The following is a 16,940-nucleotide window of genomic DNA, read 5'->3' on the forward strand; positions in this document are numbered from 1 at the left end:
AGCCGCCCGGCTAAAGGACCGGAGCGGTTTCTAACCTGCGGGAGGGAGAAAACCGCCTTAGCGGCTGGTGAGCGGCCGCATGAAAACGGAACCTGAAATCAACATGGGCCTATCGTATCCAATTAATTTCGCAGGGTCCAATACGGTGAGAAAGAAGACAACCGCACCGCAACAGTGCAAGACCTCTCTGGATTGGAATTTGTCCTACCTTCGGCTCGTCGTACAGACGCCACTGGCGTATTTTGTCTCTGGGCAACGAGGGGGAGTTACCCCCACCTCCGGATGTTTTTAAGGTGCACCCCTTATTACGCTGTGGTGCGGGAGTAGTTTTGTCCGACTGATCGGACTACCCACCGACGTGGGGCGGGTAGTTCGAGGTCCCAGCAGATGATCGCGTCGATTTCGCCGCGTTCAAAGGATGCCACCATGGCGTCGTAGTCGGGGCGAGCCACATTCTTCTTTGACGCGGAAATGGACTGATCGACGTAGTTATGTCCTATGTCCAACGTCCAAGCCACGCTGCTTTGCAATGGCTTCACAGTCCTGACGCTGCCGGTCGATGGTGAGGCCATCCACGTCAGCGTCTCGCGAGATACGAAGGTAAATAGGAGCGCGTGTTGCCAAACGCTTTTAATAAGGCCCTTAGCTAACATTGAACTTAAACTCGACCACGTTCCGTAGCCGAATAACCTTTGGAGCCGCGCCGTCAGTTAGCAGAGATGTGGCACCGCAGCGCCTAGGCAAGAGGAGGCAGATGAGTATCGACGATATCGCGGACCACGTCGATGTCGACGCCGAAATACTGGTGCACCAGGATGTTGCGGAAATCCCGAATCTGAGGCCAGACGATCTCAGGGTGCGCGCCGGTGATCTCATCGGGAAGATGGTTCACGGCTTCGCCGGACTGCGACTCACAGCGGCACCGCCTCGGCGAGCGTCGAAGCGGATACCGGGTGCCTGAGCAACTGGGCAGGAAACACGTCGATGCCATCGCGCCCGAACAGAGCGCGACTCTCCTCGAGCAGACCAGACGCACGCATCAGGAGACGTCCCTCCGCAGGGTCCATCCCGACGAGGATGTCGATGTCCGATCCTGCAGACGCGGTGCCGCGCGCGACGGACCCGAACAACTTCGGGTTGGTCGCGCCGTACCGATCGATGAGCACCTGGAACTAGTCAAGACGCGCAACGAGAATCCCGCGTAGGGCAAGCGTCTCAGGCGTCATGACGGTCTCAGACATGCTTCCGGGGGAAACGGGCCCGGCAGCACGTCGACATGGAGCTTTGACATTGAAGCGGAACTCCACCGCGTTCTTAAGGGCCGACGACATTCTCCCGTCTCACCGCCGCACCAGGCGGCACTGACGCGCTGCCACCACTTACAGCCGGTCGTCTCGCCCGCCCGCCATGACGCACTCAACGAACGAGCGATAGAGCAGGCTTACACGCGTCTCGCACTAAACGACCGGGCAGCAGCGTCACGGAGGTTCCGAAGTAGCGGCTATCGCAGTGCACCTAAGGGTTTGGTGAGGGAACCAGCCATTCGGCAGCGGTACGGAACGTAGCCCTCAGTTGCGGGTGCTCCCGCACGATCTCTCGCTGCCGCTCCGCCGGCAACCCGAGCTCGTGCAAGACGTTGAGGATTACGACCGCGGTCGTCACCTCGACGACGGCGATCAGCTCCTCGATGGAATGGTTGGGCGTTCTGCCCTCGTGCGCGAGGTCATTGCGGGCGCGCGTCGTCCACTTCGCCCAATGGTCGACATCCGGTAAGAGCTGTGCGATCGCTTCCTGATCGGGTCGCGCGGCGAGGGCATGGAGCCGATCACGGAGGGTCGGGTCGTTGCGGATCGCCCCCTTGAACCTGTTTCGGTGCTCATCGGGAACCTGCGCCAGCATCGCCTCTCGCATCGCCCTGAACTCCGCGTTGGGGAACGGTTTCTCGTCGATGCGGAGGTTGCGGTGCAACACCTCGGCAGCATCGACTGCCGTCAGAAGATTGTTCTCAACAAAACGGGCCGGTGCGTAGCGCAAGCCCAAGATCATGTTTGTCGCTGCCTCCAGGCGGCCATGGGCCTCGCACCATCGGGGCATGACCTCCTCAAATGGGATCGAGCCGCAGGTGAAGAACATTCGGTGGTGATCGACGACTTTCGCGTCGTGTTTTCCAAGCGCGGCCGGTGAGTAGAGCACATCGGCACGTCGGCGCGGCAGCGGGCGGCCATCAGGGAAGTGCGACTCGGTCCCGGCAACTTCCAGTCGGAGCCAGATCACTCCGGCCGCGCGATGCGTCGCCAGGGAGATCAGGTCCTGCACCAGGCTCGCCTCCTGCAGAGCAACACTCAGAGAGAATGGTTCGGCTGGCACGACGCAGATGGACACCGTGTCCCGCATACGTCCGACGCTTCCTCCCTTGCGCTGGTCGAAGAATGGAAGCGTGTGCGTGTGCTGAAGGCGATACTCAGTGTCGTCGACCACGACCGATTGCGCCTCGACCGGCTTCACCGAGATACGCCCGGTCCCATCGATCTTGCCGTCGGGAGCCCCGAGGGATCCTTCGAACACAGAAGACGCCGCCCAGAGACTCAGATCCTCGACTGAGACTTCTGCCCTAGCGAACGCCGGATCCGCGTCACCGCTGACATGCGCGCCGATGATGGCGACCGTCGCGGTCACGGTCTGCTTATCAGGGCTCGCCACTCGCGCACCCATGGTCCTTCTGGTGCTCCTAGGAACACAGCCAAGCAGTGTGATCTCCCTGAGCTCGGCCACACCGTGCATGACTTCCCAGGTGCGGGTTCCTTCGTGAACAGCAGTCCATCCAGACGAGTCCGTCGTCAAGATCCGATCCTCGAAGGTGCCGATCAGCGACAGAGAGAGACCATCTTCCGGGTCGTACCGTAGGACACCCGGGACCTTCTCGCTAGGGGCTTCCGGCAGCCACCACACGCCAGCCCACTCGCCGGCCTTGTCGAGGTTGAGAGGATCATTAGGCATCGTACTCCCGGTCCCGGGCTCCTTCCTGTCTTGCGGCCAGATGTCAGGTCGAAAATCTTTACTCCACCACATGCCCCCCACGTAGGACAATCTACAGCGAGATCATGGTCAACTGAGATCGGATGCGGCGACTGGCACACAATCGCAGTTCGACGCGACGGCACAGCCCTCGCAACTGGCAACAATCAGCGAGGGCAGACCGACGTCGCCCGGTGGACACACGTGTCCGGGGTCTTTGCCGGCTACCTACACACCGTCGGCTTACACGAAGACGGCACCGTCGTCGCCGTCAGCGACGACAGCAGAGGCCAGTGCGATGTCCAGTCATGGACCGGCATCACAGCGATCGCAGCCGGAGCGAGACACTCGCTCGGGCTGCGGGCGACCACACCGAGCAGCAATGCAATGTCAACGCCTGGGCCGCTCGACCACAGATGAACTGAAGTCCAGCGTGCCCGATAATCGGCGGTCGATCACACGTTGAATCTAAACTCCACGCAGACGACATCCTCAGCCTGCTAGACCTCGCAGACCGCCAGCTCGCCAGCAGCCGCTTTGACACGAAGCTCTCACCGCCTACCGGGCGCGCAGTTCCACGGGCACAGCCTTAAAGCTTGCGGATAAGCTCTGCATCAGCCACGAGGTTTTGCGTGAGCTTCTCAGCTTCAAGCCCACTCAAGTCACAGCTGTCGAAACGGGCCAGCCAGTCGGCCCGAACAGCGGGGGAGTCGAACCAGGTTGCGCGCTCGGCTTCAATATCCTCGATGCCGCTCAAGGTACGGCCGTCGCGGGTGCGGATCTCGAGGTCGTCGACAAGCGGGGCAATCGCTTGAAGCCCTGGGACGATGGCTTTAAAGCCCGACGTATGGGAAACCTCATTGGTCCAGCGCGGGTAGCGGCTCACACGCTGCGCCTCCAGGTAGCGCTGGACCACGCCCAGCCTGGAGACCTCCTGCGCCACCGCCAGGCCCACGACCTTCACGCGGAAACCCGCAGACCGAAACTTGGCTATCTCACCCGCGATGAATTCCGGGTTGGACAGCGTGTTCTCAATGATGAGGGAGTGCCCGTGCTGACGGCCATACTCAATCAGCGAGGACATCCAATAGGGCACCGGCCCATTGGTGAGTACGTCCATGCGTAAGGGATCGCGCTCCACAATCTCGTCGAGGGCGGGGTGCAGCTTCCGAATCTCATCGGAATCAAGGACCGCGTGACCGTTCTTTACCGATTCAATGGCCGTTGATTTGCCTGACGCTGGCTGCCCCGCCACATAAATGACCTCTGGAACAGCCGGACCATGAGCATTCGATCGGCCGAAATAGCTGGCTTGCAGAGTCTTTAGCCGTTGCTCCATAACCTGCGGATCAACGGGGAAGTCAGCGGCAGAAAGCATAGGCTATGCCGCTTTGTGCTCGGAGGAGAGGGCTTCAAGCCGCTGCGCAAAGAGAGCCGCAGCGGATCGGATGGCTTCGATGTCAGTTGCATCAACCTCGCCAACCATGTCCTCTACCAGCCAGTTCTGGCGAATCCACCATTGCGATTCAACGTCGTTGCCTGCTTCAGCGGCCCTAGTGAGGTAGGCAGCTTTCAGCGAGGACGCAACCTCCTTCATGGCGTCGAAGGCTGCGTACTCGATCTCCGGGACTTTGGCGGTGCTCATGGCGCTAAGAATAGCAGCGCCACGGCGGTTTTAGCCGTTGATAATCTGCGGGTACGCCAGGCCCTTGAGGCCCTCGGTGCCGAACTCCACGCCGTAGCCGGAGGACTTGATACCGCCGAAAGGCACACGCGGATCCACGGCACCGTGGCTGTTGATCCAGGTGGTGCCAGCCTCCAGCTGAGCAGCAACTTCCAGAGCGCGCTCGCGGTTGGAGGACCACACGGAGGAGCCCAAGCCCACGTCCAGCTTGTTGGCCTGCTCGATGGCCCAGTCGAGGTCGGTGTACTTGATAATCGGCAGTGCCGGACCGAACTGCTCCTCGACGACCAGCGGGTTATCCGGGTCGATATCCGCCACCAGGGTGGTGGGGTAGAAGTAGCCCGGCGCGTCGTAGTCCGGGTCGCCGCCCAGCAGCACGCGGGCACCCGAGTCCTTGGCAGCGTTGACGAGCTTGTCAACGATGTCGAACTGCTGCTTGTTCTGCAGCGGGCCGAGCACGTTCTCTTCCTCCAGGCCCACGCCCATCGGGGAGGCCTTGGCCACCTCGATGAGGGCTTCGCAGACGGCGTCGTACAGCGACTCCGGCACGTACACGCGCTTCATCGCCGCACAGGTCTGGCCGGTGTTGATGAACGCACCCCAGAAGAGGTCGCCGGCGATCTCCTTCGGGTCGGCGTCGTCCAGCACGATGCCGGCATCGTTGCCGCCGAGCTCCAGCGTGAGGCGGGTGAGGTTGTCGGCGCTGGCCTCCACGATCTTCTTGCCGGTGGCGGTGGAACCGGTGAACATGATCTTGTCGACGCCCTCGTGGGTCGTCAGCGCCGCACCAACCTCACCGGCACCGCTGACGACCTGCAGGATGCCCTCCGGCAGCACGGAGTTCACGACCTTGAGCAGGCCTAGTACGGAAAGCGGGGTGTACTCGGAGGGCTTGACGACGACCGCGTTGCCCATACGCAGCGCCGGCGCAATCTGCCAGATGGTGATCATCATCGGCCAGTTCCACGGGCCAATAGCTCCAACGACGCCGAGTGGGCGGTAGTTGACGGTGGCGGTGATGTCATCATCGACGGCCGTGTAGTTGGGGTGCTCGAAGGAGGCGGTAGCATTCAGCCACGCAGAGCAGGCGCCGACCTCGAAGCGGGCGTTCGGGCCGTTGAGCGGCTTGCCCTGCTCACGGGAGAGCAGCTCCACCAGCGCTTCGGCATTGGCCTCCACCGCAGCCGCAGCCTTGGTGAGCAGCTCGCAACGCTCTTCGTCGCTCAGCTTGGCAAAGTCCTTTTGTGCCGCGCGTGCGGTCTCAACTGCAGCGTTGAGGTCCTCTACGGTGTTTTCTGGGGCGCGGCCAACGACCTCACCGGTGGCGGGGTTGAGGATGTCACGTCCATTCTCGTCCGTGATGGCGTTGAGCAGATCAGCGTACGTGGCGAACTGAGTCATGAGATCTCCTTCAGGGAAGTCGAGGGCCCCGCGAGCAAAGCCCAAAAGTTACTTTTGTTTAGGATGTTACCTGCACCACATCTACAGGCTTGACTCTGAGTGCACACAATTTGTCCAAAAATGTGCCAGTTCTCACGATATGATTCCAGTTATGTCTTCCTCCGCCGTTGAACATTTCGATATCGCGTCGTGGCGCACCGCGTCATCCGATTCTTTTGGACAACTCGACGTGGACGCCGAAGACCCCTCTTCCTTTCACGCCACGCTGCGCTCCACGAAGGTGGGGGACATATCCCTCTTCGACATGCACACCTCCCCGCACACCGTGAACCGATACAAGGTTTCCACCGACGAGGTCCCTTTTTGCAAGCTCAGTTTGCAGATCACAGGCTCCTCAACCATGAGCCAGGACGGGCGAACCTGCGAGCTTCGCCCGGGGGACCTAGCGCTATACGTCACCCAGCGGCCCTACACCCTGCGCTATCCGGAGGAACAAAACACCCTCATTGTTCACTTCCCACAGAGCTTCCTCGACATCTCACCCGCGCAGATCCAACGCCTCACCGCGAATCCGATCTCACGCTCACACGGCCTCGGCGCGGTGGCCGTGCCCCTCTTTGAACAGCTTGCCAAGAACCTGGACCTATTGAAGGGCCCGCATGCCACGGCCCTAGTCCGCTCGGCGCTGACCATGCTGGTGTCAGTCTTGGCCTCCGACGTCGCCGACGAACCCTCTGCAGGCACACTCCTGTTCAACCAGGCCACCGCCTACATCGAGAAGCACTTGGGCGACCCGGACCTAGGCCCGAGCACCATCGCCCAAGCACTCTTCGTATCGGTACGCCACCTCCACGCCAAGTTCTCCGAACAGGGCCTCTCCGTAGGCAGCTACATCCGAACGAGGCGCCTAGAGCACATCCGCAGAGAACTCGTGGACCCGCGGCACTCCGAGGAATCGATCAGCCACATCAGCGCCCGCTATGGCCTGCACGATCCCTCGCACCTGTCACGCATCTTCAAGGCGGAGTACCACAAGTCACCGAGTGCGTACCGAGCAGCGGCCAGCGAATAGCACCGGCAAGTTTGGCATAAAAGACAATGCTGGCACCTCTCACAAAGGAGGTGCCAGCATCATTATCAGCGAATTTAATGCACTATTTATGCATTCGCGTACGGGTCGCGCATAGCGATGTACTGCAGCGAGGTGTACTCGTCCAGGCCCTCAGCGCCGCCCTCGCGGCCCATGCCGGACTGCTTCACGCCACCGAATGGGGCAGCGGCGTTGGAGATGACGCCGGCGTTGAAGCCCATGAGGCCGAACTCGAGGCCGTCACCGATGCGCCACATGCGGTCCGAATCCTCGGTAAACACGTAGGAGGCCAATCCGTACTCGGTGTCGTTAGCAATCTCAATTGCTTCCTTCTCATCGGAGAAGGTCAGGATCGGAGCAATCGGGCCGAAGATCTCCTCCTGTGCCACGCGGGCATCACGAGGAACGTTCGTCAGAACAGTGGGGGAGTAGAAGTAACCCTTGCCCTCACCCGGCTTGCCACCGACGATAGCCTTGGCGCCCTTGGCCACGGCATCGTCGACAAGCGCGGTGATGTTATCCAGCGCCTTCTGCTCCACGAGCGGACCACAGGTAACGCCCTCGTCGAGGCCGTTGCCCACCTTGAGCTCACCGATGCGCTTGGCGAACTTCTCCGCGAACTCATCAGCGATGGACTCGTGAACGATGAAGCGGTTGGCGGCGGTGCAGGCCTCACCGATGTTGCGCATCTTGGCGCCCATTGCGCCCTCGACGGCCTGGTCAATGTCGGCGTCCTCAAAGACGATGAACGGAGCGTTGCCGCCCAGCTCCATCGAGGTGCGCAGGACGTTGTCCGCAGCTGCCTTGAGCAGAGTCTTGCCCACCGGGGTGGAGCCGGTGAAGGAAACCTTGCGCAGACGAGAATCCGCCATGATCGGCTCGGAGATAGCAGACGCAGACTTACCGGAGACCACGTTGACCACGCCAGCCGGAACGCCAGCATCAATCATGGTCTGTGCGAAGTACTGGGTGGTCAGCGGCGTCAGCTTGGCCGGCTTCACCACCATGGTGCAACCAGCGGCGATGGCCGGTGCAATCTTACGGGTAGCCATGGCCAGCGGGAAGTTCCACGGAGTGATAAGCAAGCACGGGCCCACCGGCTTACGACGGGTCACCATGCGCAGGGTGCCCTCCGGCGCCGGCAGGGTACGGCCGTAGTCACGAACGGCCTCCTCGCTGAACCAACGCAGGTACTCAGCGCCGTAAGTAACCTCACCGTAGGACTCTGCCAGCGGCTTGCCCATCTCCAGGGTCATCAGCGCAGCGAACTCGTCCTTGCGCTCCTGCACCAGGTCAAAAGCACGGCGCAGCAGGTTGGAGCGCTCGCGGGTGGACGTGCGTGCCCACTCATCCTGCACGGCGCAGGCGGCGTCCAAAGCCTTCTTCGCATCCTCAGAAGTAGCGGAGGCAAGGGTGGCGATAACTTCACCGGTTGCCGGGTTTTCCACGTCGAAAGTGGATCCATCGGAGGCGTCTACCCACTCACCGTTAATCAGCAAGCCAGTCGGAACCTTGGCCAGCAGCTCGTCAATATTGACCTTGTTGTTTTCACTCATGGTTCTTTTTTACCCTCCCAAATGGAATTTGTCTGCCAGTTGGCGTGCCGCACCCGAAAGAAGTTGAACATCCGCCCCAACCAGGGCAAATGATGCGCCGGAAGCTATGTATTTCTGGGCCTGTTCAAGGTTGAAAGCGTTGACGCCTACCTTCTTTCCGGAAGCGCGCACGGCTTCAAATGTGTGATTAACCGCCTCGATCACATCCGGATGGGTCTGCTGACCCAGCAGCCCCATGGAGGCCGCCAGATCAGAGGGACCGACGAAGATGTTGTCCACCCCGTCAAGAGCCACGATTTCTTCCACGTTCTCTACCGCGGTCGCAGACTCAATCTGCACCGTGAGGCTCACCGTATCTGAGGCATTGGCGAGGTAGTTCTCCACGCCGTTCCAGCGTGAGGAGCGGGCCAGCGCCGAGCCCACGCCGCGCACGCCGCGGGGAGGGTAGTGCATGGCTGCTACGGCAGCCTCGGCTTCCTCGACGGTATCAATCATGGGCACCATCAAGTTTTGTACACCCAGGTCAAGGTACTGTTTGATGAGTGCCGTGTTGTTTACTGGCACGCGGACCACGCGCGTCACGCCGTAGGCGTCGGTAGCCCGCAGCAGAGAGAGGATGGTTTCGAGGCCATAGGGCGAGTGTTCGCCGTCGATCAGCGTCCAGCTAAAGCCAGCCGAGGCGATGATCTCCGCTGCAGCCTCCGAGCCGGAACAGATCCAGGCGCCAACGAGCGGCTGCTCGGCCTTTTCTAGGACGTCCGCGAAAGTGGGCGGCAGCTTTACTGGAATCGGCATGTGATGGACCCCAACTTTCCATAGTCTGCATGGACGGTATCGCCCGGTTCAACCCACATGGGCTTGGTGAAGGAACCGGCCAGGATGATGTCGCCGGCGGCAAGGCTATCGCCGTGCGCATGAAGCTTGTTGGCAAGCCAAGCCACGCCCATTGCCGGGTGGTTGAGCACAGCCGCGGCCACACCCGTATCTTCGATGGATTCGTTGCGGTAGAGCAATGCAGACACCCAGCGCAGGTCGACGTCTGCGGGATCCACCGGGTTGCCGCCGTAGATCATGGCGCCGAGGGCTGCGTTATCCGAAATGGTGTCGACAATGGTGCGTCCCTCCATCTCAATGCGGGAGGAGAGGATCTCTAGAGCAGGGACGACATACTCAGTAGCGCGCAGCACGTCGAAAATGCTGCAATTCGGCCCCTTTAGCTCCTCCTTGAGCACGAAGGCCAGCTCAACCTCGATGCGGACGTTGGAGAACTGCGCGTGCTCGATAGTGGAGCCGTTCTCATAAACCTGGTCTTCAAAGATTGCGCCGTAGTCCGGTTCGGTAATTCCCGTGGCCTCCTGCATAACCTTGGAGGTCAGGCCAATCTTACGACCGACGAGACGGCGCCCGTCTTCGATGCCGCGGCGCACCCACTCGCGCTGCACCGCGTAGGAGTCCTCAATGCTCATCTCCGGGAAACGGGCGGTCAGCAGCGGGACCATCGACCGGTCCTTTTCGGCTTGCGCCAATTCATCTGCGATAGCGATGTGCTGTTTCTCATCCAGCATGTATTTCGCTCCTTACTGTGTTATTGAACGTGACTGTGGTGTTGTAATGGTTGTTAAACGTTGCGGTTTCACGTGAAACGACAACGCGGCCCCGCGTTATGTGCGCATTATCGACGCCGCGGGACCACGTTAATCAACCTGAGTGCTTAGGCCGTTTTAGAGCTGGTTACCCAGCTTGTACTCGCCCTGCTTCCACTCCGGCATCTCCTCCGAGTCTTCCTTACGGGTGTAGGAGAAGCCGTCCGCACCAATGGTGGCCTCGAGCTCGGACTCATCCTCGCGAGCGACCAGCGGCACCGGGTTGCCATCCAGGTCGAGGACGGTGGAGCCATCGCGGTACCAGGACGGAACAACCGGGGTTCCCCACCAGTCACGGCGCTGGTTATCGTGGACATCCCAGGTCACGACCGGGTTATCCGGGTCGCCGGTGTAGTAGTCCTGGGTGTAGATCTCTACGCGGTGGCCATCCGGGTCACGCAGGTACAGGTAGTAGGCGTTGGAGACGCCGTGGCGGCCCGGGCCGCGCTCAATGCGGTCGGATTCGCGGAGCGCACCCAGCTTGTCACAAATCGCGATGATGTTGTGCTTCTCATGGGTAGCAAAGGCGATGTGGTGCATACGCGGGCCATCGCCACCGGTCATGGCGGTGTCGTGCACCGTCGGCTTACGACGCATCCATGCAGCGTAAACGGTTCCTTCCTCATCGCGAATGTCCTCGGTGGTGCGGAATCCGAGCTCTTCCATGTACTTCACTGCGGCAGTAACGTCCGGAGTGATCTGGTTGAAGTGATCGAGGCGAACGAGCGCACCAGGGATGTGGGCGTCGTATGCCCAGGCCAGACGCTCACGGTGCTCAACCTCGTAAAAGAACTCGTACGGGAATCCCAACGGATCCTGTACACGCACGGAGTCACCGATGCCCTTGACGAAGCCATCCTTGTTACGGCGAACCTCGCAACCACGCGCCTTGTAGAACTCCTCGGCGAGGTCCAGATCCTCCGGCGAACGAACGCGGAAGGAGAATGCAGCGACGGCAGCGACGGGGCCCTGACGCAGCACGAGGTTGTGGTGGATGAACTCCTCGTAGGTGCGCAGGTAGATTTCGTTCTCGTTTTCCTCGGTCACGACGAGACCGAGGGTGTCAACATAGAACTTACGGGATGCAGCGAGATCGGTAACGATGATCTCCATGTAGGCGCAACGCAGAATGTCGGGGGCCTGAATGTCAGCCATGATGGCTCCTTAGTGTGAATTAGTAATGGGGGAGTGGAGAGGGCATGCAGACGTTACTGGTCCTGCTTGCCAAAGACCGGGTTGTGCACCTTGTCCAGGTTGATGTGGACGGCCTGCTGGTCGGTGTAGAAGTCGATCGAGCGGTAGCCGCCCTCGTGGCCCAGGCCGGAAGCCTTAACGCCGCCGAAGGGGGTGCGCAGGTCGCGGACGTTATTGGAGTTGAGCCACACCATGCCGGCCTCAACGTTCTGGGCAAAGTTGTGGGCACGTTTCAGATCCGAGGTCCACACATAGGCGGCAAGACCATACTTCGTGTTGTTCGCCAGCTCGAGTGCCTCTTCGTCGGTATCGAACGGGGTGATAGCAACAACGGGACCGAAGATCTCTTCCTGGAAGATTCGTGCGTCCGGCTTGACGTCAACGAAGACGGTCGGCTGGACAAAGTTGCCTTCCTCGAAGCCTTCCGGGCGCTCGCCGCCGGCGGCCAGGGTGGCCTCCTGCTTGCCAATCTCGATGTAGGAGGTGACCTTCTCGTAGTGCTCCGGGTGGACCAGGGCGCCGACCTCGGTGGTCGGATCGGAGGGCAGACCCACCTTCACGCGCTTAGCCTGGGCGGCGTAGCGCTCCACGAACTCATCGTAGATATCGCGCTGAACCAGGATGCGGGAGCCAGCGGTGCAACGCTCACCGTTGAGGGAGAAGACACCGAAGATACAGGCGTCGATAGCGGTCTCCAGGTCGGCATCGCTGAAGACGATGGCCGGGGACTTGCCACCCAGCTCCATCGACAGGCCCTTGAGGTGCGGGGCTGCGTTGCCGAAAATGATCTGGCCGGTGCGAGATTCACCGGTGAAGGAGATCAGCGGGACGTCCGGGTGCTTAACCAGCGGGTCGCCGGCGTAGCCTTCCTCGCCGAAGCCGTTGACCAGGTTGAAGACGCCCTTCGGCAGGCCAGCCTCCTCGAAGATGCCCGCCCACAGCTGTGCGGACAGCGGAGTGAACTCAGCAGGCTTGAGGACGACGGAGTTACCGGTGGCGATGGCCGGGGCCAGCTTCCAGGACTCCAGCATGAACGGGGTGTTCCACGGGGTAATCAGGCCCGCCACGCCAATCGGCTTACGGTTGACGTAGTTGATCTGGCGGCCCGGTACCTTGTAGGCGTCGTCAGCCTGGGCGACAATCAGGTCAGCGAAGAAGCGGAAATTCTCCGCAGCGCGCTTGGCCTGACCGTTGGCCTGGGTGATCGGCAAGCCGGAGTCGAAGGATTCCCAAGCAGCGAGCTTGTCTGCGCGGCTTTCGACGATGTCGGCGATCTTGTTGAGGACGCGGGCGCGCTCACGCGGCAGCGCCTTGGACCATGGGCCGTTCTCGAAGGCGTCCTTAGCGGCGGCGACCGCCTTGTCAATGTCCTCCGGCTTGCCAGAGGCGGCCTTGATGTAGGTCTTATTGGTTACCGGATCCAAGACCTCGAATTCATCGCCGTCGATCGACGGGACAAACTCGCCGTTGATGTAGTGAAGAATCTTCTCTGGAAGGTCGGTGGGCTTAGCAGCATCGTTGTTAATAGCCATGAGTGCTGTGAACTCCTTAATCGTTTTTCTTGCGATAGGTGTTGAGGGTGGACAGTCGGTGTTGCCTGGCCACTTTTTCTATGTAGGCGGGTTCCGCGCCAGCCTCGATGAGGCTGACCAATTGCTCGTGCTCGCGCGTTGACTCTTGGGCTCTCTCCGGCACGTAGCGGAAGGTCGAGACGCGGTGGTATTCCAATTGCTTCCATTGGTCCACCACCAAGTCCTTCAACCTCTCGTTCGGGCACTTGGAGAAGAGAACGCTATGAAATTCTTTGTTGAGCTGGGTAAATTCTTCTGGATCGTGGTGGATATCGAGCTCCCGCATGCGCTGGTTGATCTCTCGCGCCCGGGCAATATCCTCCGCGTTGAGACACGGGGCGGATTGGGCCGTGGCATTGGCTTCCACGGTGGCCACGATGTCCATGGATTCGTAGTAGGCCTCGCGATTGTAGGTGGTCACGCTGGCACCGACGTTGCGTTCGTAGGTGACCATCCCTTCCGCTTCGAGTTGCCGAATAGCCTCGCGGACGGGAACTACGCTGATCCCCAGTTCATCCGCGATTGTTGCCAACACGAGGCGATACCCGGGCTCATAGTCGCGAGTCCGAATCCTTTCACTTATCCAGTTATAGGCTTGTTGGGATTTACTTTCCCCGGCTGGTGCTGCGGTTTGCGTCATTGACCACCTGCCTTTCCATCACGGAAAGCGATGTAGGCTTCCTTGTTCGCTCCGGTCGGCGGGAAGAGCCCATCCAAGCTGGCGCCTTCCTCCACCTGGGAAGCGACCCATTCGTCCTCGTGCTCCTTGGCGAGGGCACCTTCGGCGACTTCGGCTGCGATATCGCGGGGGATGACCACGACGCCGTCATCATCACCAACGATGATGTCACCTGGGAGGACGGTGGCGTTTCCGCAGGAAACAGCGATATCGCTATCCCACGGGACATGCTTGCGGCCGAGCACGCAGGGGTGAGCGCCCTGGGTGAAGACGGGCAGGCCGATCTCCTTCACAGCCTCGTAGTCACGCACGCCACCATCAGTGACAACGCCGGCTGCACCACGTACCTTGGCGCGCAGTGCCAGAATGTCACCCAGTGTTCCTGAGCCGGATTCCTGGCGGGCCTCAATAACGATGACCTCGCCTTCCTTGACGGTGTCGAAGACTTTCTTCTGCTCGTTGAGGCCACCGCCGTGGGACTTGAACAGGTCCTCGCGGCCGGCCACGAAGCGCAGGGTGCGGGCAACGCCCACCATCTTGGTTCCCTTAGCCTGCGGGTACACGCCTTCGATCACGGACTGGTTGATGCCGCGCTTGCGCAGCTGAGCGGACAAGCCGGCGGTCGGGGCCTTCTCCAAGGCCGCCTTGAGCTCGGGATCGAGGCCGACCGCATCCTTAGGAGGAAGGCCGGCGGATTCGCGGTCACCGTAGGCGTCCTCGCGCTGCTTATCATCCACGTAGGGCAGGTTGCCCAGCTGCGGATCGAAAGAGGCGGGGACCTCCTTCACGGTAGTCTTCAGCCTGCCGGAGCTCACGCCACCTGGCACGTCAACCTCGACCTCAACAACGTCACCAGGCTCAATGACAGAGGAGCCGGCCGGGGTGCCGGTGAGGATGATGTCACCGGTCTCCAGCGTCATGTGCTGGGATAGGTCGGCCACAAACTGTGCGAGCGGGAAGATGAGATCCTCATCAGAAGATGTTCCCTCCTGAACAACCTCGCCATTGACCCAGGTGCGGAGGCGAAGACCCTTGGGGTCGATCCCTTGGGCGTCGATAAGCTCCGGCCCGATGGGGGTGTATCCATCGCGGGATTTGGAGCGGGTGTTGGAGCCCTTGTCCTGCACCTTGTAGTCATACAGACCAATGTCGTTCGAAGCCGTCACGTAGGCGACGTGTTTCCACGCATCCTCAAGCGATACGTTGCGGGCCGGGGTTCCGATGATGAGCGCGATTTCTCCCTCAAAAGCCAGCAGCTCCGTTCCCTCGGGGCGTTCAACAACCCCGCCCGATTCAGCCAGCGTGCTAGTCGCCTTGAGGAAGTAGCTCGGGGTCTTGGGCCAGCGACCGCGCTGCGCCGCGCGGGACTCAAAGGCCACATGGACAGCGATCATTTTGCCCGGTTTAACCGGCAAGAACTCAGGTACAGCCATGAAGAATCCTTAATTGTGAACAAATCCTTACCCAGATCGTATATTATCCCTACCACCACCGCAAGTGGTTCAACTCACACACATTTCCATATATGGCACACCGCATGCCGAAAGGAACCAGAATGTCGCACACATCTGACACGCCGGCAATTTCGACGGCCGAACGCCGCCGCGTCGTCGCCGCGACAACCATTGGTACCGCTATCGAGTGGTACGACTACTTCCTCTATGCCGCAGTGGCCGGACTCGTGTTCAACCAGCTCATGTTCGGCCCGCTCGAGGGTGGCCTAGCCACCATCATTTCCTTCCTCACCGTGGGATTGTCCTTCCTATTCCGACCCGTCGGCGCGTTTCTGGCAGGACACTTCGCGGACCGCTTCGGCCGCCGCGTGGTCCTCATGGTCACGCTCCTCGCCATGGGTGGTGCGACCACCCTCATCGGCCTTCTGCCTACCTACGAGACTGCCGGAATCTGGGCGCCGATCCTCCTCATCACCTTGCGCATTATTCAGGGCATCTCCGCAGGTGGCGAGTGGGGGTCCGCCGTACTCATGGCTGTGGAGCACGCACCGAATGACAAGCGCGGTCTCTACGGCGCCGGCCCGCAGATCGGCGTGCCAGCTGGCCTGCTGCTCTCCTCCGGCGTCCTCTCCATCATGAACACCATTGCGCCTGGCGACGCCTTCATGAGCTGGGGCTGGCGCGTACCTTTCCTGCTCTCCTTCGTCCTCATCCTGGTGGGCTACCTCATCCGCATGGGCGTCGACGAATCCCCGGTCTTTGAAGAGATTGCGGAGCGTGAAGAAGAGGAAGCCACCAACCCCATTGGCAAGCTCTTCAAGAGCTTCACCCCGCTAGTCGTCGTTGCGGCCCTCGTTTTTGCAGGTAACGGCACCGTCGGCTACATGACTACGGGCGGCTATATTCAGCGCTACGCCACCGATCCCGACGGCCTCGTTGCCCTCGACCGCGGTGACGTCCTCAACGCGGTGACCGTCTCTGCCGTCACGTGGGCATTGATGACTTTGTTCGCGGGATACATCTCCGACTATATCGGCCGCCGAAACACCTACCTCATCGGATTCATCCTGCAGGGAATCGGCGCTGCCGCCCTTTTCCCGCTGGTTAATACGGGCAGCCTGGGGCTTCTCTACGGCGCACTCATTTTCCTGACCGTCGGCCTGGGCCTGACCTATGGCGCGCAGTCCGCGATGTACGCCGAGCTTTTCCCCGCCTCCATTCGCGCCACCGGCGTGTCCATCACTTATGCGCTTGGCTCGGTGTTGGGCGGCGCCTTCGCCCCCATGATCGCTGCTTCGCTCGTGGAGGCTACTGGCACCACCTTCGCGGTGTCGGGCTACCTCGTCTCCGCCTCGATTGTCGGTTTCATCTGCGCCTTCATCCTGCGTGAGCGCAAGGGAATCGCTCTCGGCGCAGAGCACGAGGCCGAGCAATCTCAGGGGCACTTCATCTTCAGCCCGCGCTAGGCGACGTCCCGTGCGCAGATCATTGTGCAGGAGCCGCGTATCATATATGATTCTAGAAATAAGACCCAGCTCACATCCTCCAGACGCCTTGAACTGAGTCACCACCTCCACGAGCAAAGCTCACAGAGCGATGGGGGAGTAGATACCACCCCCATCACTCGCTTTTGTTCTCGACCACGACAACCCG

The 16,940-nt window shown here is 60.9% G+C and carries 17 protein-coding genes; 3 read left to right on the forward strand and 14 right to left on the reverse strand.

What is annotated here, in order from left to right; genetic code table 11:
• Positions 1 to 305 precede the first annotated feature (305 nt).
• From HMPREF3056_RS00775 to HMPREF3056_RS00790, 4 genes are all read right to left on the reverse strand, one after another.
• Positions 306 to 539 carry a recombinase family protein gene (locus HMPREF3056_RS00775; protein ID WP_224784272.1) on the reverse strand — a complete coding sequence of 78 codons (234 nt, stop codon included), beginning with the start codon at positions 537 to 539 and terminating at the stop codon, positions 306 to 308.
• Between the two features lie 197 nt (positions 540 to 736).
• Positions 737 to 991 carry a HepT-like ribonuclease domain-containing protein gene (locus tag HMPREF3056_RS13860; RefSeq protein WP_081636726.1) on the reverse strand — a complete coding sequence of 85 codons (255 nt, stop codon included), beginning with the start codon at positions 989 to 991 and terminating at the stop codon, positions 737 to 739.
• The gene (locus tag HMPREF3056_RS13670) at positions 912 to 1,166 is read right to left on the reverse strand and encodes a nucleotidyltransferase family protein (RefSeq protein ID WP_232745419.1); all 255 of its coding nucleotides are present in this window, start codon (positions 1,164 to 1,166) and stop codon (positions 912 to 914) included. Before HMPREF3056_RS13670 ends, HMPREF3056_RS13860 begins: the two co-directional genes overlap by 80 nt.
• 349 nt (positions 1,167 to 1,515) lie before the next feature.
• Positions 1,516 to 2,997: an ApeA N-terminal domain 1-containing protein gene (locus HMPREF3056_RS00790; RefSeq protein WP_070512995.1), complete on the reverse strand. Its 1,482-nt coding sequence runs from the start codon at positions 2,995 to 2,997 to the stop codon at positions 1,516 to 1,518.
• A gap of 30 nt (positions 2,998 to 3,027) precedes the next feature.
• On the opposite strand from HMPREF3056_RS00790, the gene HMPREF3056_RS12910 reads away from it, so the two are divergent.
• Positions 3,028 to 3,435, forward strand: a complete 408-nt coding sequence (locus HMPREF3056_RS12910; RefSeq protein ID WP_232745421.1) for an RCC1 domain-containing protein — start codon at positions 3,028 to 3,030, stop codon at positions 3,433 to 3,435.
• A 169-nt stretch (positions 3,436 to 3,604) separates the two neighbouring features.
• On the opposite strand, the gene HMPREF3056_RS00795 is transcribed toward HMPREF3056_RS12910, so the two are convergent.
• The 3 genes from HMPREF3056_RS00795 to HMPREF3056_RS00805 are packed head-to-tail and all read right to left on the reverse strand — an operon-like array spanning position 3,605 to position 6,100.
• A complete protein-coding gene (locus tag HMPREF3056_RS00795) occupies positions 3,605 to 4,393 on the reverse strand; it encodes a zeta toxin family protein (protein WP_070512990.1) in 789 nt (262 codons plus the stop codon).
• 3 nt (positions 4,394 to 4,396) lie between these two features.
• Positions 4,397 to 4,660 carry a hypothetical protein gene (locus tag HMPREF3056_RS00800; RefSeq protein WP_070444618.1) on the reverse strand — a complete coding sequence of 88 codons (264 nt, stop codon included), beginning with the start codon at positions 4,658 to 4,660 and terminating at the stop codon, positions 4,397 to 4,399.
• A 30-nt stretch (positions 4,661 to 4,690) separates the two neighbouring features.
• The gene (locus HMPREF3056_RS00805) at positions 4,691 to 6,100 is read right to left on the reverse strand and encodes an aldehyde dehydrogenase family protein (protein WP_070512987.1); all 1,410 of its coding nucleotides are present in this window, start codon (positions 6,098 to 6,100) and stop codon (positions 4,691 to 4,693) included.
• 151 nt (positions 6,101 to 6,251) lie between these two features.
• Between HMPREF3056_RS00805 and HMPREF3056_RS00810 the strand changes: the two genes are divergently transcribed.
• A complete protein-coding gene (locus HMPREF3056_RS00810) occupies positions 6,252 to 7,172 on the forward strand; it encodes an AraC-like ligand-binding domain-containing protein (protein WP_070512985.1) in 921 nt (306 codons plus the stop codon).
• Between the two features lie 86 nt (positions 7,173 to 7,258).
• Here the strand turns inward: HMPREF3056_RS00810 and HMPREF3056_RS00815 are convergent, their stop codons facing one another.
• The 7 genes from HMPREF3056_RS00815 to HMPREF3056_RS00845 all read right to left on the reverse strand — a co-directional run bounded on the left by HMPREF3056_RS00815 (position 7,259) and on the right by HMPREF3056_RS00845 (position 15,266).
• The gene (locus tag HMPREF3056_RS00815) at positions 7,259 to 8,746 is read right to left on the reverse strand and encodes an NAD-dependent succinate-semialdehyde dehydrogenase (RefSeq protein ID WP_070512982.1); all 1,488 of its coding nucleotides are present in this window, start codon (positions 8,744 to 8,746) and stop codon (positions 7,259 to 7,261) included.
• A 9-nt stretch (positions 8,747 to 8,755) separates the two neighbouring features.
• Entirely contained in the window at positions 8,756 to 9,541 is a 786-nt protein-coding gene (locus HMPREF3056_RS00820) for an HpcH/HpaI aldolase family protein (RefSeq protein ID WP_070512979.1), read from the reverse strand.
• Positions 9,526 to 10,311, reverse strand: coding sequence for a 2-oxo-hept-4-ene-1,7-dioate hydratase (gene hpaH, locus HMPREF3056_RS00825; RefSeq protein WP_046648741.1), 786 nt, complete (start codon positions 10,309 to 10,311; stop codon positions 9,526 to 9,528). Before hpaH ends, HMPREF3056_RS00820 begins: the two co-directional genes overlap by 16 nt.
• Before the next feature lie 156 nt (positions 10,312 to 10,467).
• A complete protein-coding gene (gene hpaD, locus HMPREF3056_RS00830; protein WP_070517631.1) occupies positions 10,468 to 11,544 on the reverse strand; it encodes a 3,4-dihydroxyphenylacetate 2,3-dioxygenase in 1,077 nt (358 codons plus the stop codon).
• A gap of 53 nt (positions 11,545 to 11,597) precedes the next feature.
• Positions 11,598 to 13,115 (reverse strand): 5-carboxymethyl-2-hydroxymuconate semialdehyde dehydrogenase, encoded by a 1,518-nt coding sequence (gene hpaE, locus HMPREF3056_RS00835; RefSeq protein WP_070512973.1) that lies wholly within the window; start codon positions 13,113 to 13,115, stop codon positions 11,598 to 11,600.
• 16 nt (positions 13,116 to 13,131) lie between these two features.
• Positions 13,132 to 13,794: a GntR family transcriptional regulator gene (locus HMPREF3056_RS00840; protein ID WP_070753924.1), complete on the reverse strand. Its 663-nt coding sequence runs from the start codon at positions 13,792 to 13,794 to the stop codon at positions 13,132 to 13,134.
• On the reverse strand, positions 13,791 to 15,266 hold the full coding sequence (locus HMPREF3056_RS00845) for a fumarylacetoacetate hydrolase family protein (protein WP_070517633.1): 1,476 nt from the start codon (positions 15,264 to 15,266) through the stop codon (positions 13,791 to 13,793). Before HMPREF3056_RS00845 ends, HMPREF3056_RS00840 begins: the two co-directional genes overlap by 4 nt.
• A gap of 122 nt (positions 15,267 to 15,388) precedes the next feature.
• Here HMPREF3056_RS00845 and HMPREF3056_RS00850 point away from each other — a divergent pair, with 122 nt between their 5' ends.
• Complete coding sequence (locus HMPREF3056_RS00850; RefSeq protein ID WP_070681726.1) at positions 15,389 to 16,753, forward strand: MFS transporter; 1,365 nt, start codon at positions 15,389 to 15,391, stop codon at positions 16,751 to 16,753.
• The last annotated feature ends 187 nt before the right edge of the window (positions 16,754 to 16,940 follow it).

The organism is Corynebacterium sp. HMSC056F09 (genome assembly GCF_001815785.1).
Lineage (GTDB): Bacteria > Actinomycetota > Actinomycetes > Mycobacteriales > Mycobacteriaceae > Corynebacterium > Corynebacterium hiratae.

Bases quoted from the DNA above. Each gene is read 5' to 3' on its own strand.
- HMPREF3056_RS13860 (WP_081636726.1), bottom strand. From the start codon at position 991: ATGGCATCGACGTGTTTCCTGCCCAGTTGCTCAGGCACCCGGTATCCG.
- HMPREF3056_RS00790 (WP_070512995.1), bottom strand. From the start codon at position 2,997: ATGCCTAATGATCCTCTCAACCTCGACAAGGCCGGCGAGTGGGCTGGC.
- HMPREF3056_RS00795 (WP_070512990.1), bottom strand. From the start codon at position 4,393: ATGCTTTCTGCCGCTGACTTCCCCGTTGATCCGCAGGTTATGGAGCAA.
- HMPREF3056_RS00800 (WP_070444618.1), bottom strand. From the start codon at position 4,660: ATGAGCACCGCCAAAGTCCCGGAGATCGAGTACGCAGCCTTCGACGCC.
- HMPREF3056_RS00805 (WP_070512987.1), bottom strand. From the start codon at position 6,100: ATGACTCAGTTCGCCACGTACGCTGATCTGCTCAACGCCATCACGGAC.
- HMPREF3056_RS00810 (WP_070512985.1), top strand. From the start codon at position 6,252: ATGTCTTCCTCCGCCGTTGAACATTTCGATATCGCGTCGTGGCGCACC.
- HMPREF3056_RS00815 (WP_070512982.1), bottom strand. From the start codon at position 8,746: ATGAGTGAAAACAACAAGGTCAATATTGACGAGCTGCTGGCCAAGGTT.
- HMPREF3056_RS00820 (WP_070512979.1), bottom strand. From the start codon at position 9,541: ATGCCGATTCCAGTAAAGCTGCCGCCCACTTTCGCGGACGTCCTAGAA.
- hpaH (WP_046648741.1), bottom strand. From the start codon at position 10,311: ATGCTGGATGAGAAACAGCACATCGCTATCGCAGATGAATTGGCGCAA.
- hpaD (WP_070517631.1), bottom strand. From the start codon at position 11,544: ATGGCTGACATTCAGGCCCCCGACATTCTGCGTTGCGCCTACATGGAG.
- hpaE (WP_070512973.1), bottom strand. From the start codon at position 13,115: ATGGCTATTAACAACGATGCTGCTAAGCCCACCGACCTTCCAGAGAAG.
- HMPREF3056_RS00840 (WP_070753924.1), bottom strand. From the start codon at position 13,794: ATGACGCAAACCGCAGCACCAGCCGGGGAAAGTAAATCCCAACAAGCC.
- HMPREF3056_RS00845 (WP_070517633.1), bottom strand. From the start codon at position 15,266: ATGGCTGTACCTGAGTTCTTGCCGGTTAAACCGGGCAAAATGATCGCT.
- HMPREF3056_RS00850 (WP_070681726.1), top strand. From the start codon at position 15,389: ATGTCGCACACATCTGACACGCCGGCAATTTCGACGGCCGAACGCCGC.